Genomic DNA, 16623 nt, shown 5'->3' on the forward strand with positions numbered 1-16623 from the left:
ACGCGAGCGTCTTCTCGGCGGAACTCACAGGTTAATCCCAGCGGCGGAGGTTATGGGGCGAGTCGTTGCCTAGCGAGGGGAGAGGGTCTTGAGCGCGACGTCCGCCCGGTCGGAGATGATGCCGTCGACGCCGAGAGCGACGAGTCGACGCATCTCCGCGGGGTCGTTGACGGTCCACACATGCACTTCGACGCTGCTGCGATGAGCCGCACGGAGAAGGGCGGGGGTCAACACCTTCAGAGCACCGTATCGATCAGGTATCTGGAGCGCATCGATTTCGCGCAGCACCCGAGTGGGGGAGAGGCGGAGGGCGGACAGCGCCCGCAACGAGGCGATCGTCCTGCTTCCACCAGACGTGGCCGGGCGAAGCGATGCTCCGGATCGCAGCACGGAAGCCAACGTCGCACGACGATTCGCGTCGGAGAAGCTCGTCACGAGTACCCGGTGCGTGTGCTCGACGAGAATCGGCCCGAGGGGTTCCACCGCAGCGCCCGTCTTCACATCGATGTTGAAGCGGACGTCAGGAAAGGACGCCAAGGCCTCGGCCACTGTGAGGAGACCGCCGTGGTCGGCGAACAGCGCACGCAGTTCTCGGGTGCGGACGTCGCTGACCGCGCGAGCGTCACCGGCGAGGCGGTCGAGAGTCGCATCGTGGAAGAGCACCACATCACCGTCGGCGGTGACCTGGCAGTCGGACTCGATGTACTCCACGCCCGCGGCATGCGCGGCCGCGAACGCGGCAGCGGAGTTCTCCCAGACGCCCGAGTCCTCGCCCGCCGCGGTGATCAGACCACGGTGGGCGAGGACTCGGGGATGCCGCGTCTTCGAGAAGTAGGGGTGCGTCACGCGCCCGGAAGCGTGTTCGTCGGGCCCTGGCCCGGCTTCGGGGTGAACGCGCTGCCGATGCCCTTCAGCGCCTCGGTGAGCTCGCTCGGAATGATCCACAGCTTGTTGGACTGGCCCTCGCTGATCTTCGGCAGCATCTGAAGGTACTGGTACGCGAGGAGCTTGTCGTCAGGCGCTCCCTGGTGGATGGCGCTGAAGACGTTCTGAATAGCCTCGGCCTCACCCTGCGCGCGAAGAACGGCAGCCTGCTTGTCACCCTCGGCACGGAGGATCTCGGCCTGTCGAGCACCCTCGGCCTCGAGGATCGCCGACTGCTTGGTTCCTTCGGCGGTGAGAATGGCCGCTCGACGGTCACGCTCGGCACGCATCTGCTTCTCCATGGAGTCCTGGATGGAGACAGGCGGATCGATCGCCTTGAGCTCCACGCGACCGACACGGATTCCCCATTTGCCGGTCGCCTCGTCGAGCACCACACGCAGCTGGCCGTTGATGTTGTCACGGCTCGTGAGCGCCTCTTCGAGGTTGAGACCACCGACGACGTTGCGAAGCGTGGTGGTGGTGAGCTGCTCGACGGCGCCGAGGTAGTTCGCGATCTCGTACGTCGCGGCACGCGCATCGGTCACCTGGAAGTAGACCACGGTGTCGATCGAGACCACGAGGTTGTCCTCGGTGATCACGGGCTGCGGCGGGAAGGAGACGACCTGCTCGCGCATGTCGATCAAGGGGCGCAGCCGATCGATGAACGGGACGAGCACGTTCAGGCCGGGGGTCAAGGTCTTGTGATAGCGCCCGAGACGCTCCACGACACCTGCGGTCGCCTGCGGGATGATGCGGATCGCGCGGGCAACCGTGACCACCACGAAGATGATGATCGCGATCACGAGGATCCACAGGATCGCGGTGGGGATGAACGATGCGTCGTTCACGGAGTTCTCCTAGTCGTTTACGGGACGGACGATGGCGGTGGCGCCGTTGATCGCGCTCACGGCAACCGGGGCACCCTGCGGGATCGGAACGGGGGTGGCGGCGCGTGCGGTCCAGGTGTCGCCGTTGGCGAGCTTGACCTGACCGGAGATCTGAGTGATCTCATGCAGCGCGATGCCGCGCAGATCGACGAGCGCGTCGACGTTGGACTTGGTGGGGTCTTCGCCGCGCCGCAATCGCTTGAGCAGCGGCGGGCGCAGGAACAGGATGAACAGCGCGGCGGCGGCCGCAGCGATGATCACCTGCAGCCAGACCGGGACGCCGATCAGATCGGTGACGAGACCTACGACGCTGCCGAAGCTCAGCATGAGGAAGGTGAAGTCCAGCGAGAGCATCTCGATGACGAGGAAGACGGCGATCAGGACCAGCCAGCCGATCCAAGCCCATTGGTCGATGAACGTGACGAATGTCGCGAAGTTGTCCATGCGGCCTCCTTTGTGGTCAACGTATCACGCGGGGGACCACCGATCCCGGCGCCACAGCGCGTGCTTGGTAGTGTGTGAGGGCCGTGCGATCACGGCTTTTTCACGCATCATGAGGAGTCACCGTGACCGACGTTCTTCCCGCAGGATCCCTTGACGACAAGGTCGCCCTTGTCACCGGTTCGTCGCGGGGCATCGGTGCCGATACCGTGCGCTACCTCGCCGAGGCCGGTGCCGATGTCGTCATCAACTTCCGCAACAAGGCCCCCCGTGCGGAGAAGCTGGCCACTCAGCTGCGCGAGCTCGGGCGCCGGGCGCTCGTGGTCGGCGCCGACCTGACGGACCCGGCGTCCGTCGCCGAGATGTTCGACGCCATTCGCGCTGAGTACGGTCGGCTCGACGTCCTGGTCCTCAACGCTTCAGGAGGCATGGAGTCGGGGATGGCCGAGGACTACGCGCTGACCCTGAACCGCGACGCACAGCTCAACGTCCTGAACGCGGCGACGCCGCTGCTCGGCGAAGGCGCGCGCGTCGTGTTCGTGACCAGCCACCAGGCGCACTTCATCCGCACCACGCCGACCATGCCGGAGTATGAGCCGGTCGCGCTCTCGAAGCGTGCCGGCGAGGATGCCCTTCGTGAGCTCATCCCCGGCCTCGCGGAAAAGGGAGTCGGATTCACCGTCGTCTCCGGCGACATGATCGAGGGCACCATCACCGCGACGCTGCTGGAACGAGCGAACCCCGGCGCGATCGCAGAGCGCCGCGAGTCGGCCGGCAAGCTGTACAACGTGTCGGAGTTCGCGGCTGAGGTCGCCAAGGCCACGGTCGACCCCGTACCTGCTGACAACACGCGCCTCGTCGGCGATGTGAGCGCGTTCGTCGCCGAGTAGGCGTAGACACACAGATCGGCCCCGTCCTGCATCACGCTGGACGGGGCCGATCTGTGTGTTGACGGGGTGTGTCAGCTCGCGGCGCCATCCTGAACCGCGGCGACGAACTCCTTCGCGTCCTTGCCGAGCGTGATGGCACGCACGATCTGGACGATTCCGAGCACGACGAGCGCGATTCCGAGCAGCAGCCAGAAAGCGAAACCGGCGATGAGCGGCGAGAACAGCACGATGATTCCCGCGATGATGCTCAGGATCGCGTACAGGAGCGTCCAGACGCGAGAACCGTCGCTACCCAGGAGGGTCAGCGCCACGACGCCGTCCACGATCCAGCTGACGCCGATGAAGATCACGACGACGAACGCGAGCGTGGCTGCAGCAGCGTTCAGGTTGAAGAACGCGATGACACCGGCTGCGATGTACAGCAGCCCGAGGACGATGTGGCCGACACGTGCCCATCCGCCCTTCGCGCTCGAGAAGATACCGAGTCCGACGTAGACCAGACCAGCGATGATCAGGTACGAGGCGAAGATCGCCGTGACGATGACAGCGGACTTCACCGGCCAGACGAGGAGGACGATACCTGCGATCAGCGCGAGGACACCGGCGACGGCCAGCGTGACGCGGATCGACTTGAACAAGGACTTGGCCTCGGTGAGTGGTTCAGTCATGGTGGGGACCCCTTTCTGAGAAGATCCTGTGAGGATGCATCCTCAGGGTAGCGCTCTCGCGACCCGCTGCGGGGGAGAAGCGGCCACCCGCGTTTCTCTCCGTCATGCCGCGACTTCCTGGGACATGGCACTATCGAGAGGTGACAGCCGCCGACGAAGTTCGCCTCCGCGAGCTGACCGTGATGCGAAGAGTCAGGGACCGCATCGACCGGGAGTACGCGAAGCCACTCGATGTGGAGGCGCTCGCACGCGGAGTGCACATGTCGGCTGGCCATCTCAGCCGACAGTTCAAGGAAGCATATGGAGAGTCTCCGTATTCCTATCTGATGACGCGACGGATCGAACGGGCGATGGCGCTCCTGCGCCGAGGCGACCTGACGGTGACCGAAGTGTGCTTCGAGGTCGGGTGCTCATCGCTCGGCACATTCAGCACGAGATTCTCGGAACTGGTCGGTGTCGCACCCAGCGTGTACCGTGAACGCGCCGCGAACGTCGAAGGGATTCCCTCGTTCCAGGCGAAGCAGGTAACCAGACCGATCAGGAATCAAGAAGCGCCGCGTACCGGTGCGCACCTAACGTGAAGACCATGAAGATCAGCATCCACTACGCATTCCTTCCGCACACCGACGCCGAGGCGGCTCTCGCGTTCTACCGCGACGCGCTCGGTTTCGAAGTGCGCAACGATGTCGGGTACGACGGTCTCCGCTGGCTCACCGTCGGGCCGGAAGGCCAGCCGGAGACGTCGATCGTGCTGCACCCGCCGGCAACCGACCCCGGCATCACCGACACCGAGCGTCAGACGATCCTCGAGCTGATCGCCAAGGGCAGCTATGCAGCTCTGACGCTGGCGAGCGATGATGTCGACGGCCTGTTCGAGCGCCTCGTCGAAGGCGGCGCCGATGTCGTCCAAGAGCCGATGGACCAGCCGTACGGCGTTCGAGACTGCGCATTCCGCGACCCCGCAGGCAATCTGCTCCGTATCAACCAGGCCGCCTGACCATCAACCGACCCTACGAAGGACGCCGATGACCGCTGACGAGCACCCCGCCGACACCCATGACCTGATTCGGGTGCAAGGCGCACGGGAGAACAACCTGAAAGATGTCAGCGTCGACATTCCGAAGCGACGCCTGACCGTGTTCACCGGCGTGTCCGGTTCGGGGAAGAGCTCGCTCGTCTTCGACACGATCGCCGCGGAGTCTCGGCGGATGATCGACGAGACTTACAGCGCTTTCGTGCAGGGCTTCATGCCGTCGGTGCCTCGGCCAGACGTCGACATCCTCGAGGGGCTTACGACCGCGATCATCGTCGATCAGGAGCGCCTCGGCGCCAACCCGCGGTCGACGGTCGGAACCGTCACCGACGCGAACGCGATGCTCCGCATCCTGTTCAGCAAGCTCGGGCAGCCGTTCATCGGCGGACCTACGGCGTTCTCGTTCAACATCCCGACGCAGAAGGCCAGCGGGGTGATGACCGGCCCCGGCGGCGAGAAGAAGATCGTGAAGGATGCGATCTATCTCGGTGGCATGTGCCCGCGATGCGAGGGCAGGGGAGCGGTGTCCGACCTCGAGCTCGCCCAGATCATCGATGAGTCCAAGTCGCTCGACGAGGGCGCCATCATGGTGCCCGGATACACCGCCGACGGGTGGATGGTGAAGGGCTTCTCGCAGTCGGGCTTCTATCCCGCTGACAAGCCGATCGCTGAGTTCAGTGACAAGCAGCGCCATCTCTTCCTCTACGGCGAGGTCACGAAGGTGAAGATCTCAGGGATCAACATGACCTACGAGGGTCTGATCCCGAAGATCACCAAGTCGATGCTGTCGAAAGACCTCGATGCACTGCAGCCCCACATCCGGGCGTTCGTCGAGCGGGTCGCCACTTTCGCGGTCTGTCCGGAGTGCGACGGCACTCGGCTCACGGAAGGCGCGCGCTCCTCCAAGATCGAGGGCGTAAGCATCGCGGATGCATGTCGGATGCAGGTGACAGACCTCGCCGAATGGGTGCGCGGGCTGGACCTCCCAGAGGCAGGACCGTTGCTGCAGGCGCTCAGCGCCAACCTCGATGCGTTCGTGACCCTCGGCCTCGGTTACCTCAGCCTCGAGCGCCCGTCCGGAACCCTGTCCGGGGGAGAGGCGCAGCGCATCAAGATGCTGCGTCACCTCGGGTCGTCGCTCACCGACATCACCTATGTGTTCGACGAGCCGACCATCGGGTTGCACCCGCACGACATCCAGCGGATGAACGGGCTGCTGCTCCAGCTGCGCGACAAGGGCAATACCGTGCTGGTCGTCGAGCACAAGCCCGAGACCATCGTCATCGGCGACCACGTCGTCGACCTGGGGCCGGGTGCGGGGAGTGCCGGCGGGGAGATCTGCTTCGAGGGCACGGTCGAGGGCTTGAAGGCCAGCGGCACGAAGACCGGAGATCACCTCGACGATCGGGCGCAGCTGAAGGATGCGGTGCGCGCGGGCACGGGAGCGATCGAGGTCCGCGGCGCGACGGCCAACAACCTGCAGGACGTCGATGTCGACATTCCGACGGGCGTGCTCACTGTCGTGACGGGAGTGGCGGGTTCGGGTAAGAGCTCGCTCATCCACGGATCCGTTTCCAAGCGCGAGGGCGTCGTCGCTATCGACCAGGCCGCGATCAAGGGCTCTCGGCGGAGCAACCCCGCGACGTACACGGGACTTCTGGAGCCGATCCGCAAAGCCTTCGCGAAGGCGAACGGCGTCAAGCCTGCTCTGTTCAGCGCGAACTCCGAGGGAGCCTGCCCCTCCTGCAAGGGCGCTGGCGTGATCATCACCGAGCTCGGGTTTATGGACACGATCGAGACGCCCTGCGAAGACTGCGGCGGCAAGCGCTTTCAGGCGAGCGTGCTCGAATACAAGCTGGCCGGCAAGGACATCACCCAGGTTCTCGATCTTCCTGTATCGGAGGCGAGAGTCTTCTTCAGCGACGGAGAAGCCAAGCTGCCTGCGGCCACGGCGATCCTCGGACGCATGGAAGACGTGGGCCTCGGATATCTGTCACTCGGACAGCCGCTGTCCACCCTGTCGGGAGGCGAGCGCCAGAGGATCAAGCTCGCGATCCAGATGGGGGAGAAGGGCGATGTCTACGTTCTCGACGAGCCCACGACAGGCCTTCACCTGGCCGATGTAGACAAGATCCTCGTGTTGCTGGATCGACTCGTCGACGCGGGCAAGACGGTGATCGTGATCGAGCACCATCAGGCGGTCATGGCACACGCGGACTGGATCATCGACATCGGGCCCGGAGCCGGCCACGACGGTGGAAAGGTCGTGTTCGAGGGAACGCCGACCGATTTGGTATCCCAAAAATCGACCCTCACGGGGGAGCACCTCGCCGAGTACGTCGGCGCTTGATGTTTTCGGAGGGAAGCCGCGCTGCCGCATCCCTCCGAAAACGCTGCGGAATGCTTCAGTCCCGGCGGGCGATGATCGTGTACGTGCAGGGCACCAGGTCACGTTCGGTCTCCGGCCAGGCGTAGCCGCCGGGTACCTCGACCATGCGGTCGCTGAACTGCCACGGCAGGGTTCGACCTTCGTCGAAGTGAACGAGTCTGAGGCCGGCCCGGAGCAGCGCGCCGAGGATCTCGGACAGCGGGTGCGGCCACTCATACGTACGGGCATGAGCGGTGCGCCCGTCTCCTGCATAGGTGGAGTCGTCATCCCATTGCTGGGCGTGCCCGGTCGCGAAATACGGGTAACGGGTGATCAGGCCTGGGGCGTCCTCATCCAGTGCATAGAGCGCCGGATGTCCGTCACGGATGAAGAACGTGCCGCCGGGACGCAGCAGTGCCACGATCTGCGCAGCCCACCGGTCCAAGTCGTCGAGCCAGGTGATCGTCCCGATGCTCGTGTAGACGACATCGAAGTCGCCTTCCACTGCGGCACGTGCGTCGAGGACGTCGGTCTCCACCCAGGTCGCCTCGAGGCCCAGACGCGTCGCAAGGTCTCTGGCGGCACGAAGCGCGGACGGCGAGAAGTCGACGCCGGTGACCTTCGCGCCGGCGCGCGCCAGGGAGATGGTGTCGGTGCCGATGTGACATTGGAGGTGACACAGATCGAGCCCGGACAGACTTCCTGATGGAAGGAACGCAGACATCGCCTCAAGATCGTCACGCACGACGTCGCTGAGATGGCTTGGCTCGTCAAAGACGTCGAGCCCGTAGGCGTTCTCATGCAACGGGACTCGATCTTCCCAGTTCTCCTGGTTCGCGTCCCGTGCGGATTCCCAGTCGATGTCGACATTGTTTCCGTTCACGATGTGAGCCTATCGAGCGCCGCTCTCGAATCGTGAGCTATATCCGATAATGCACATTATGTCAGTTCGCATGAACGACGTCACTCCCCGCCGTCGAAGATCTGCTGGGCGCGGCTCACGATGTCGTCGAGTCGAGATTGCAGGTACGGGCCGGGACATTCGGTGCCCGACCAGGTCTCCCGATGCGTGATGACATGCTCCCGGTCGATCGTGAACGACACCGGCACGCCGTCCAGACTCTTGCCATCAAAAGTCGCGAGCCACGCGATCATCTGCGCGAGTTCTTCCAGCTGAGCGTCCGTCACGGTGTACTCAGGCGCACCCGTGGCGTTCAGAGTCTCCACTGCCACGGATCGCCAGTTCCAGTCGGCTCCGGTTGCGGACGGTTTCGCGCCGGGGCGAATCAACTCGATGACTGATCCATCATTGCGCAGATAGAAGGTCGGCGCGGACGATCGCTTGTTGCAGCGCGAGAGGAAGTCCAACTGGTCCGCCGTCGTACCGGTGTGGTGGATGACGAACCGATCGATGACCGGCGCAACCGCGTGACCGTCGCTTCCCGCGGTGTCACGATGAGCCCGGATGGTGGGGTTCGCACAGTCCGTGAACCCGAGAGGCGCTTCGAGGCCTCTCACCGCACGCGCGTATACGGGGGCATACTCCGGCAGATCTCTCGGGTTGTCCGGATCCAGGGTCGTCGTCGCGTTGTCGGGCACCGCCGAGGTCGTCGCGAGCCACACCCCCGCCGCGGTCACCGCGACACCCGTGCCCGCAGCGAGGAGGAAGCGCCGACGGGTGTGTGCCGAAGGTCCTGCGACAGGGTCGGGCGGCAGAGCGTGCGGCATCCGCCTATTCAACACGCGCCGGACAGGAACGGGCTGATGAACACGGCCCTCGGAACCGCCCCTCCCCCGTGCGATGATCGATGCGTGCACCCGACCACCCATGAGCCGCGCGGCTATCCGTGTCCGTTCTGCAGGTTCCAACTGGGTCTGTTCGACGAACACAGCATGCCGTCTGACGTGGTCGCCGTCACCGACCGCGCATTCGCCCGGATTGCTCCGAAATGGTGGCCGGGAAACCCTGGAGGTGTGCTCGTCATCCCCCGGACACACGTGGAGAACATCTATGACCTGTCACCGGAGGATGGCTTCGCCGTGTGGGATCTGACGCAGAAAGTGGCGATCGGCATCCGGTCGTCGTACGGGTGCGAGGGGACCTCGATCCGGCAGCACAATGAGCCCGCGGGAGGCCAGGACGTCTGGCATCTGCACGTGCATGTGTTCCCCCGCTATCCGGGTGATCTTCTGTACCAACGGCACGGCGACGCGGACTGGGCGGATTCCGACCTTCGCGAGACATTCGCATCGAGACTCAGGGCCGCCCTGGGGATGCCATCAGTGCTCGATTGATCGCCCGTCTGGACCGGCGGGGTAGGCGCTGCAAGGATGATTCGATGGCTCTCACCGGCAGCGACTCCACACGTCTCATCATCCTCCGCGGCGATGCGGCGTCGGGAAAGACGACGACGGCGACGGCACTGCGGTCCGAACTCGGCGAGCGGGTCGCCCTCATTTCGCAGGATCACTTTCGCCGCGAATTGTTGCACGGCGCCGATCGACTGCAGCGTTCTCGAGATGCGAGCATCCTGATCACCGGCACCGCCCGGCAGGCGCTGGATCTCGGATACGACGTCATCCTCGACGGAATCTTCAATCTGCGCGACTACTCGGACGCCTTCGAACGGCTACACCGCGAACACCGCGGAACGACGCTGATCTACCAGTTCGATGTCGGACTCGACGAAACGATTCGGCGACACGCCGGCAGGCCGCTCGCGAGCGAGTTCGGGGAAGACGAGATCCGCCGATGGCACGACGGGTGGCAGCCACTCCCCTGGTTCGACGAGCGACGAGTCGGCCCGGAGACGACCACCGATCAGCTCGTGAAGATCGTCCTCGAAGATCTCGGCCACTGCAGGGCTGTGTGACCGTGCACGGAGCCTGATTCTCCCCTCCAAGCGCCTGACTATTCAGCCTAGGATCGGGTCGTGTCCATCTCCGACTGCATCGCCGTTCTCGAAACCCACAACGTACAGCTCGACCCCGGACTCACCTCAAGCGAGTTCGTAGAGATCGAGCAACGGTACGGATTCGAGTTCAGCCCCGATCATCGACAGCTGTTGGAGACCGTGATGCCCATCGGGAACGGTTGGGTCGACTGGCGGAATGGAAGCGAAGAGTCCATACAAGGTCGACTGGACTGGCCGTTGGACGGTCTCCTGTTCGACGTGGAGCACAATTCTTTCTGGCCGTCGACCTGGCCTGCGAAGCCGGATACGCTCAACGAACAGCGCGAAGTCGCCACCGAGCGGATCAGGAGATGGCCGACGCTCGTCCCGATCTACTCGCACCGGTATACACCGGCTGCACCGGCACCCGTCGGCGCCCCTGTCTTCTCGGTATGGCAGTCGGACGTCATCTTCTACGGAGACGACCTGCTCGACTATCTCACGCACGAGTTCGGCCCGGCAGATCTCGACTACTACCAGCGGGAATCTGAAGTCGGGCCCGAGACCTGTCCGCCGTGGTCCCTCCTTCCGTTCGAACTCGACATCGTCGACTAAGCCGGTTCGTCAGCGGCGGGAAGAGCGATCGGCTACCGGGGTCTCAGATGGCTGTGCACGAGCATGTCTCTGCGCTCATCACCGATCTTCTGCCACGAACGGAGCAGGCCTTCGCGCTCGTACCCTGCCTGTTCAGCTGTCCGAAGTGAGGCGACGTTCGTTGGATCGATGTGCAGCTGCAGACGATGCAGATCGGAGAGGTGCCACGCCCATTCCGTGAGGGTACGCAGCGCGCTGAGGGCGTATCCCTGACCGCGCCGCGTGGGTCGGATCCAATAGCCGATGGTCGCGCGCCCCTGATCCCGTTCTCGAAGCCAGAGACCGATCTGCCCCACGCATTCTTCGTCCGCTTCGATCGCGAACGAGTACCCGACACCGGTGGCTGCTCGTTCGTGCTGCCGCGCCAGCCATTCCTCCGCGAGTCCGGGATCAACAGCAGTGGGAACGGTGGTGACGTCTGTGATCGAAGGATCCGACGACGCGTCTCGTACGGCATCGACATCACGAGCCTCGAACGGGCGGAGGACGACTCCGAGGCCGGAGATTCGTGGGACTGTGATTGCCGAGCGCGCCACCATCACCCCAGTATCGCGGTCAGAGATCGCGACTGTAGGTGATCATGGGTTCGCCACCGAGCGGGTGAGGAACCGGACCGGAGATCGGCTCGAATCCCTCCCGCTCGTAGAACCGGATGGCAGGGTTCCCTCGCCTCACAGCGAGCTCGATCGTGGAGAACCCGGCGTCCTTCGACGCTTGCACCGCGTCCTGCAGCAGAGCACGGCCGGTGCCCAGTCCGGAAGACTCTGGCAGCACCGCGATCCGCTCCAGCACCGCTACCGTCGCATCGCCCGACTTCGGTGCGGTCAGGGCGAAACCGACCAGGGGCGCCCCCGTGAGCGCGAACCGGATGAGAGGACCGTCGAACAGCGTCCGCATACGTTCTGCGACCGTCTCCGCGTCGACATCGCCGTCGCGGTGACGAAGCGCCTGCACCCAGACATCTAGGCACTTCGCTATGTCCTCGGGAACGCTCCCCGCCACGATGTCCGTCATACCCGCAATCGTCGCACGCGCAGGAGACCGCCGATGCCGGGGCCGAGTGCTACTGCGTGGACCAGACTCCGAGCTCGTTGCCCGTCAGGTCGGCGAAGTGCAGGCGGCGCCCGCCGGGGAACTCATACGGCTCTTGGAGGATCGTGCCGCCGGCCTTCTCGATGGCTGCCTTCGTAGCGTCGAGGTCGTCGGAATAGAGAAGCACCAGGGGGCCGCCGACGGGACGTGCCTCGTCGGCGAGCATCAGGCCGCCGGCTTCGTTGCCGTCGCCGCGCGGGGACACGATCCCCGCATACCCGGGCCCGTAGTCATTGAAACTCCAGCCGAACGCGTCGGCGAAGAAGCGCTTCGATGACGCGAGATCGGTGACGACGAGCTCGACGTAGTCGAGTGAGTGGTGCAGAGGTGAACTGGTCATGGCGCCACCGTAGCCACCACCACCGACATCGCACCGCGGTCGCCGGCGGCGTGCCGCCGGAGGAGTAGCGTTGAGGCGTGCCGCAGGTCTCCCACTCCCCCGTCTCGACACCGGGATGGCGAGCCTGGGTGATCTGGTCTGTCGGAGTCGCGGCCTACGTGCTGGCGATCACGAACCGCACATCTCTCGGGGCGGTCGGCGTCGAAGCGGCGGACCGGTTCCAGGCGGACGCGTCGACGCTCGCCCTGTTCGCCGTGGTTCAGCTCGCCGTATACGGCGGAATGCAGATCCCCGTCGGCGTGCTTCTCGATCGCTTCGGCTCCCGACCGATCATGACGATCGGCATGTTCCTCATGGCCGCAGGGCAGCTGACCATGGCCCTCTCCCCCAGCATCGGCATCGCGATCTTCGCGCGTGTGCTGCTCGGCGCCGGCGATGCCGCGATCTTCCCCGCCGTGCTGCGTCTCGTCGCGACCTGGTTTCCGGCCCAGCGCGGACCCCTCATGGTGCAGTTCACCGGGATCATCGGTCAGGCCGGCCAGCTGATCGCCCTGGTCCCCCTCGCCGCGCTCCTCCACGCCACGAGCTGGACCATCACGTTCGGCAGCATCGCCGGACTCGGGGTGCTGTTCACGGTCCTCGTCGCCCTGGTCATTCGCAACCACCCCGCCGAACGCGGCGCCGACGTCACAGTGAACACCGATACCGGTGTCGTCCGCGTCGTCACGTCCGCGATAGATACCGGAGTCGGCATACGTGCGGCCTGGGCACATCCGGGCACGCGCCTGGCGTTCTGGTCGCACTTCACGACGCCCTTCGCAGGCACCGCCTTCGTGCTGTTGTGGGGGATGCCGTTCCTCACAGCGGCTGAGGGGCTCGATACCGCCCATGCCGCCGGAATCATCTCGGTATATGTCATTGCGGGCATGCTTCTCGGACCGATCATCGGCGACCTCTCCCGTCGACTTCCGAATCATCGCTCGCTCGCTCTGGTACTCCCGGCCGTCGGCGTGCAGATGGCGGCGTGGATCGTCATCATCTCATTGCCGGACACGGCGCCGATCTGGCTCCTCTACGTGCTGGCGATCGCCCTCGCGACCGGCGGTCCCGCCTCGATGATCGCGTTCGACCACGCCAGGACGCACAACCCGACCCACCGGCTGAGCACGGCCACGGGCGTGACGAACGCCGGCGGTTTCATCGCCGCGCTCATCGCGATCTTCCTCATCGGTCTCGCGCTCGACCTGCAGGGCGCCGGCACCCCCGAGACGTACTCGCTCGAGGCCTTCCGGATCGCCTTCCTGATGCCGATTCCGCTGTGGATCATCGGCACGGTGTTCATCCTCATCGAGCGAAAGCGGACCCGGATCCGCATGGGTCTCGATCCCGAACGCCGACGCTGAGCACCCCGGATCGGGTTTCTCGCGGGGCGGGTCTCATCCGTCGGCTTCTCGTCGACGAGACGGAGCTCAACGCCCGCGCGGAGTCCATCCCGACGGCAGAGGACCGTCCTGCACACCACGTTCCTGGTCTGCCCGCGCAGACCACCCCTGTGCGTAGCCGACCGTGTCGAACGCACCGCGTGCCAGCCGAAGCCCGACGTCATCGTGATGCATGCGCGGGGCTCCACCGCGGCGGACCGACGCACGCACGCTCCAGGCATCATCGGCGAATCCACCCCCGCGGAACACTCGATAGTCGTCGTAGCGAGCCGGATCGAGCAGATCCCAGCACCATTCCCAGACGTTGCCGAGTGTGTCGAAGAGACCGTTGAGGTTCGGCAGCTTGCCACCGATGTCCTGCGGCGACGACACCCCGTCAGCACTGGTCCACGCCGCGTCTGCGAGCGGAGCGTAGTGCGGGCCTGTCGAACCCGCTCGGCACGCGTACTCCCACTCCGCTTCGGTCGGGAGCCGATATCCATCGGCCGTCGTGTCCCAGGTCACGTCTTCGCCGTCGAAGAAATAGACCTGGTCCAATCCTTCCCACTCAGAGGCGGCGTTGCAGAAGTGCACGGCGCGCAGCCAGCTGAGGTCTGTCGCAGGGCGCCGAGGATGCTGCACGGGGATGCCGAGAACCTCTGCGAGCTGCTCTTCGGTCACCGGGAACACGCCGATCTCGAACGGCTCGAGCACGACGTCGCGCTGCTCATCTTGACGTGCATCGTTCAGCGTCAACGCACCGGCGGAGATGCGTGCCAGTTCGAAGTCGCTCACGACGCGTCGCGCAAGCGGGCCCACACGTGATTCACGACGGCACCCGTTCCACCCACGTCGGGTACTTCGCGGCGCGCCCGTCGCCCGACGAGGTTCGCGTCACTCGCCGACGCACCCACGGACCGACGAACTCTCGGTAGTACGCGAGACCCGAAGGCCCCGAACGCAGCCGGTCACTCGGTGCCCACCACTCCTCCGGAGGCTCAAGGCCCAGCGCGTGCAGCACCCGGGCGGCCACCCGGTGATGACCGGCCGCACTCATGTGCAGACGGTCGTCGGCCCAATAGGCATCCCGGGAAAGCTCACGATCGGGCCAGTTGAGCGCGCGGATCACGTCGGGGCGCTGTTCAATGCGTCTCAGCACTGCATCGGAGAGCAGATCTCCTCGGCGCTGGACGAGCGAGCCCATCGGAAGCTGTCCGCTCGGATTCGCCCCGGAGAGGAGGATCATCGTCACGCCCTCCTCGTCGCACCGACGCAGCACTCGGCTGAACGCGTCGGCGATGTGCTCGACATCGGTGCGCGGACGCAGCATGTCATTGCCACCCCCGTTGAATGAGAGGTGCGTGGGGCGCAAGGCGAGTGCGGGTTCGAGCTGCTGCTCGACGATCGGCCAGGCGAGCTTGCCCCTGATCGCGAGGTTCGCATACTGGATCGAATGTCCTGCAGCGTCGGCCCATCCTTGGGCCGCGAGGTCGGCCCAGCCGCGCTCCCGCCCATCCGGGAGGACGTCACCGACTCCCTCTGTGAACGAGTCGCCGATCGCCACGAACCGCACATCTGCCATCGTCCCAGCCTATTGCGGGTCGGCGGCACCTGGTGTCAACGGTCGTCGAGCGCTTGGCCACCTCGATCGAGCAGCCCCCATGCCGCCGCGGCCGCGACGAGGAAGCACACGCCGAACACGGCGAACAGCAGCGGCGCCCCACCGGCGATCAGCAGCACCGGCACGGACAGCGGCGCCACGATCGACGCGATCCGGCCCACGCCGGCCGCCCAGCCCGCGCCTGTCCCCCGCAACGACGTCGGATAGATCTCAGGAGTGACGGCATACAGCGCACCCCAGGCGCCGAGGTTGAAGAACGACAGCGCCATTCCTGCGGCGATGATCGCGCCTTCGGTCGTCGCGGTACCGAACACGACCGCGGAGACGGCCGAACCGAGAAGGAACACGGACAGCGTCAGCCGTCGCCCCCAGACCTCGATCAGCCACGCGGCGACCGCGTAGCCCGGAAGCTGCGCCAAAGTGATGATCAGCGTGAAGCCGAACGAGCGCACCAGATCGAAACCGGCATCCACGAGAATGCTGGGGATCCAGATGAAGGCTCCGTAATAGGCGAAGTTCACCCCCAACCACACCACCCACAAGCACAGTGTGCGCACGCGGAATTCGGGGTTCCAGAGCGTTGCCAGCCGCGCTCGGGCGGTGACCGCGATCGCTCGTGACGCGGGCTCCTTGCGAATAGCCGGAGCCGTCCCCACACCAGCGTCAGTTTCGAACGCCGAGACGATGCGGTCGGCTTCCGCTATGCGTCCGCGCGACGCGAGCCACCGTGGCGACTCCGGCATCCGCCAGCGAACGAACAGTGCGTACGCCGCGGGGATCGCCCCGAGTGCGAATGCCCAGCGCCAACCGTCGTCGGATGCCGGGATAACCAGGAATCCGATGACCGCGGCGGCGGTCCACCCGAGGGCCCAGAACGCCTCGAGCACGACGATCAGACGGCCGCGGATCCGAGCGGGAGCGAACTCGCTCACGTAGGTCGACGCGACCGGGAGTTCGGCGCCGAGGCCGAGGCCCACGAGGAACCGCAGCACCAGGAGCGCCGCGAGCCCACCGACAAGCGCACTGGCGCCGGTCGCGATGCCGTACACGAGTAGCGTGAGCGCGAACACCTGCCGTCGCCCGAAGCGGTCGGCCAAGAGGCCGCCGAGAGTCGCGCCGATCGCCATGCCGATGAAGCCGACCGACGCGATCCAACCGGCCTCGCCCTTGGACAGCCCCCACTGTTGTGTGAGCGCCGCGAGGATGAAAGAGATCAGCCCCACATCCATCGCGTCCAGAGCCCAGCCGAGCCCCGATCCGGTGAGCAGGCGAAGGTGTCGGCGCGTGAACGGCAGGACGTCCAGGCGCTCAGCCAGCGATGAGCGGCTCGGCAGGGCGGTGTTGGCCATGCTCCTCATCGTAGAGCCGAGCGCGCCGGACGTCCCGCGCG

The 16623-nt window shown here is 65.5% G+C and carries 20 protein-coding genes; 8 read left to right on the forward strand and 12 right to left on the reverse strand.

Annotated features, from left to right (window positions below; all coding sequences use genetic code 11):
* Positions 1-69: 69 nt before the first annotated feature.
* Genes CQ040_RS01830 through CQ040_RS01840 form a run of 3 tightly spaced genes read right to left on the reverse strand, consistent with a single transcriptional unit; the run spans position 70 to position 2255 of the window.
* Complete coding sequence (locus CQ040_RS01830) at positions 70-846, reverse strand: glycerophosphodiester phosphodiesterase family protein (protein ID WP_105525382.1); 777 nt, start codon at positions 844-846, stop codon at positions 70-72.
* Positions 843-1772, reverse strand: a complete 930-nt coding sequence (locus CQ040_RS01835) for an SPFH domain-containing protein (protein WP_028501886.1) — start codon at positions 1770-1772, stop codon at positions 843-845. The genes CQ040_RS01830 and CQ040_RS01835 overlap by 4 nt, the downstream gene beginning before the upstream one ends.
* Positions 1773-1781: 9 nt before the next feature.
* Entirely contained in the window at positions 1782-2255 is a 474-nt protein-coding gene (locus tag CQ040_RS01840) for an NfeD family protein (RefSeq protein WP_105525381.1), read from the reverse strand.
* 122 nt (positions 2256-2377) lie between these two features.
* On the opposite strand from CQ040_RS01840, the gene CQ040_RS01845 reads away from it, so the two are divergent.
* Positions 2378-3142 (forward strand): SDR family oxidoreductase, encoded by a 765-nt coding sequence (locus CQ040_RS01845; protein WP_105525380.1) that lies wholly within the window; start codon positions 2378-2380, stop codon positions 3140-3142.
* Positions 3143-3213: 71 nt separating this feature from the next.
* Here the strand turns inward: CQ040_RS01845 and CQ040_RS01850 are convergent, their stop codons facing one another.
* Positions 3214-3810 carry an HdeD family acid-resistance protein gene (locus tag CQ040_RS01850; RefSeq protein ID WP_028501883.1) on the reverse strand — a complete coding sequence of 199 codons (597 nt, stop codon included), beginning with the start codon at positions 3808-3810 and terminating at the stop codon, positions 3214-3216.
* 104 nt (positions 3811-3914) lie between these two features.
* Between CQ040_RS01850 and CQ040_RS01855 the strand changes: the two genes are divergently transcribed.
* Genes CQ040_RS01855 through CQ040_RS01865 form a run of 3 tightly spaced genes read left to right on the forward strand, consistent with a single transcriptional unit; the run spans position 3915 to position 7193 of the window.
* Entirely contained in the window at positions 3915-4391 is a 477-nt protein-coding gene (locus tag CQ040_RS01855; RefSeq protein WP_105525379.1) for a helix-turn-helix transcriptional regulator, read from the forward strand.
* Positions 4392-4396: 5 nt separating this feature from the next.
* Positions 4397-4807, forward strand: a complete 411-nt coding sequence (locus CQ040_RS01860) for a VOC family protein (protein ID WP_028501881.1) — start codon at positions 4397-4399, stop codon at positions 4805-4807.
* Positions 4808-4835: 28 nt separating this feature from the next.
* Entirely contained in the window at positions 4836-7193 is a 2358-nt protein-coding gene (locus CQ040_RS01865) for an excinuclease ABC subunit UvrA (RefSeq protein WP_105525378.1), read from the forward strand.
* Between the two features lie 55 nt (positions 7194-7248).
* Here CQ040_RS01865 and CQ040_RS01870 read toward each other — a convergent pair whose 3' ends face one another.
* Entirely contained in the window at positions 7249-8094 is an 846-nt protein-coding gene (locus CQ040_RS01870; RefSeq protein ID WP_105525377.1) for a bifunctional 2-polyprenyl-6-hydroxyphenol methylase/3-demethylubiquinol 3-O-methyltransferase UbiG, read from the reverse strand.
* Positions 8095-8174: 80 nt separating this feature from the next.
* The gene (locus CQ040_RS01875) at positions 8175-8939 is read right to left on the reverse strand and encodes a peptidoglycan recognition family protein (protein ID WP_181156682.1); all 765 of its coding nucleotides are present in this window, start codon (positions 8937-8939) and stop codon (positions 8175-8177) included.
* Positions 8940-9023: 84 nt separating this feature from the next.
* Between CQ040_RS01875 and CQ040_RS01880 the strand changes: the two genes are divergently transcribed.
* From CQ040_RS01880 to CQ040_RS01890, 3 genes are read left to right on the forward strand one after another with little or no spacing between them, the layout of a single operon-like run.
* Positions 9024-9506 (forward strand): HIT family protein, encoded by a 483-nt coding sequence (locus tag CQ040_RS01880; RefSeq protein WP_258131191.1) that lies wholly within the window; start codon positions 9024-9026, stop codon positions 9504-9506.
* 44 nt (positions 9507-9550) lie between these two features.
* On the forward strand, positions 9551-10084 hold the full coding sequence (locus tag CQ040_RS01885) for an AAA family ATPase (protein ID WP_105525374.1): 534 nt from the start codon (positions 9551-9553) through the stop codon (positions 10082-10084).
* 60 nt (positions 10085-10144) lie between these two features.
* Positions 10145-10720: a hypothetical protein gene (locus CQ040_RS01890; RefSeq protein WP_105525373.1), complete on the forward strand. Its 576-nt coding sequence runs from the start codon at positions 10145-10147 to the stop codon at positions 10718-10720.
* Between the two features lie 32 nt (positions 10721-10752).
* On the opposite strand, the gene CQ040_RS01895 is transcribed toward CQ040_RS01890, so the two are convergent.
* From CQ040_RS01895 to CQ040_RS01905, 3 genes are read right to left on the reverse strand one after another with little or no spacing between them, the layout of a single operon-like run.
* On the reverse strand, positions 10753-11298 hold the full coding sequence (locus CQ040_RS01895) for a GNAT family N-acetyltransferase (protein ID WP_105525372.1): 546 nt from the start codon (positions 11296-11298) through the stop codon (positions 10753-10755).
* Positions 11299-11314: 16 nt separating this feature from the next.
* Positions 11315-11773 carry an N-acetyltransferase gene (locus CQ040_RS01900; protein WP_105525371.1) on the reverse strand — a complete coding sequence of 153 codons (459 nt, stop codon included), beginning with the start codon at positions 11771-11773 and terminating at the stop codon, positions 11315-11317.
* 49 nt (positions 11774-11822) lie between these two features.
* Complete coding sequence (locus CQ040_RS01905; RefSeq protein WP_105525370.1) at positions 11823-12191, reverse strand: VOC family protein; 369 nt, start codon at positions 12189-12191, stop codon at positions 11823-11825.
* Between the two features lie 77 nt (positions 12192-12268).
* Here CQ040_RS01905 and CQ040_RS01910 point away from each other — a divergent pair, with 77 nt between their 5' ends.
* Positions 12269-13594 carry a nitrate/nitrite transporter gene (locus CQ040_RS01910; RefSeq protein WP_105525369.1) on the forward strand — a complete coding sequence of 442 codons (1326 nt, stop codon included), beginning with the start codon at positions 12269-12271 and terminating at the stop codon, positions 13592-13594.
* A 66-nt stretch (positions 13595-13660) separates the two neighbouring features.
* Here the strand turns inward: CQ040_RS01910 and CQ040_RS01915 are convergent, their stop codons facing one another.
* Genes CQ040_RS01915 through CQ040_RS01925 form a run of 3 tightly spaced genes read right to left on the reverse strand, consistent with a single transcriptional unit; the run spans position 13661 to position 16582 of the window.
* Complete coding sequence (locus CQ040_RS01915) at positions 13661-14407, reverse strand: SUMF1/EgtB/PvdO family nonheme iron enzyme (protein ID WP_105525661.1); 747 nt, start codon at positions 14405-14407, stop codon at positions 13661-13663.
* Positions 14408-14438: 31 nt separating this feature from the next.
* A complete protein-coding gene (locus CQ040_RS01920; protein ID WP_181156681.1) occupies positions 14439-15194 on the reverse strand; it encodes an SGNH/GDSL hydrolase family protein in 756 nt (251 codons plus the stop codon).
* 35 nt (positions 15195-15229) lie between these two features.
* A complete protein-coding gene (locus CQ040_RS01925) occupies positions 15230-16582 on the reverse strand; it encodes an MFS transporter (protein ID WP_105525367.1) in 1353 nt (450 codons plus the stop codon).
* Positions 16583-16623 lie beyond the last annotated feature (41 nt).

This window comes from Microbacterium sp. MYb54, assembly GCF_002979515.1.
Taxonomy (GTDB): domain Bacteria; phylum Actinomycetota; class Actinomycetes; order Actinomycetales; family Microbacteriaceae; genus Microbacterium.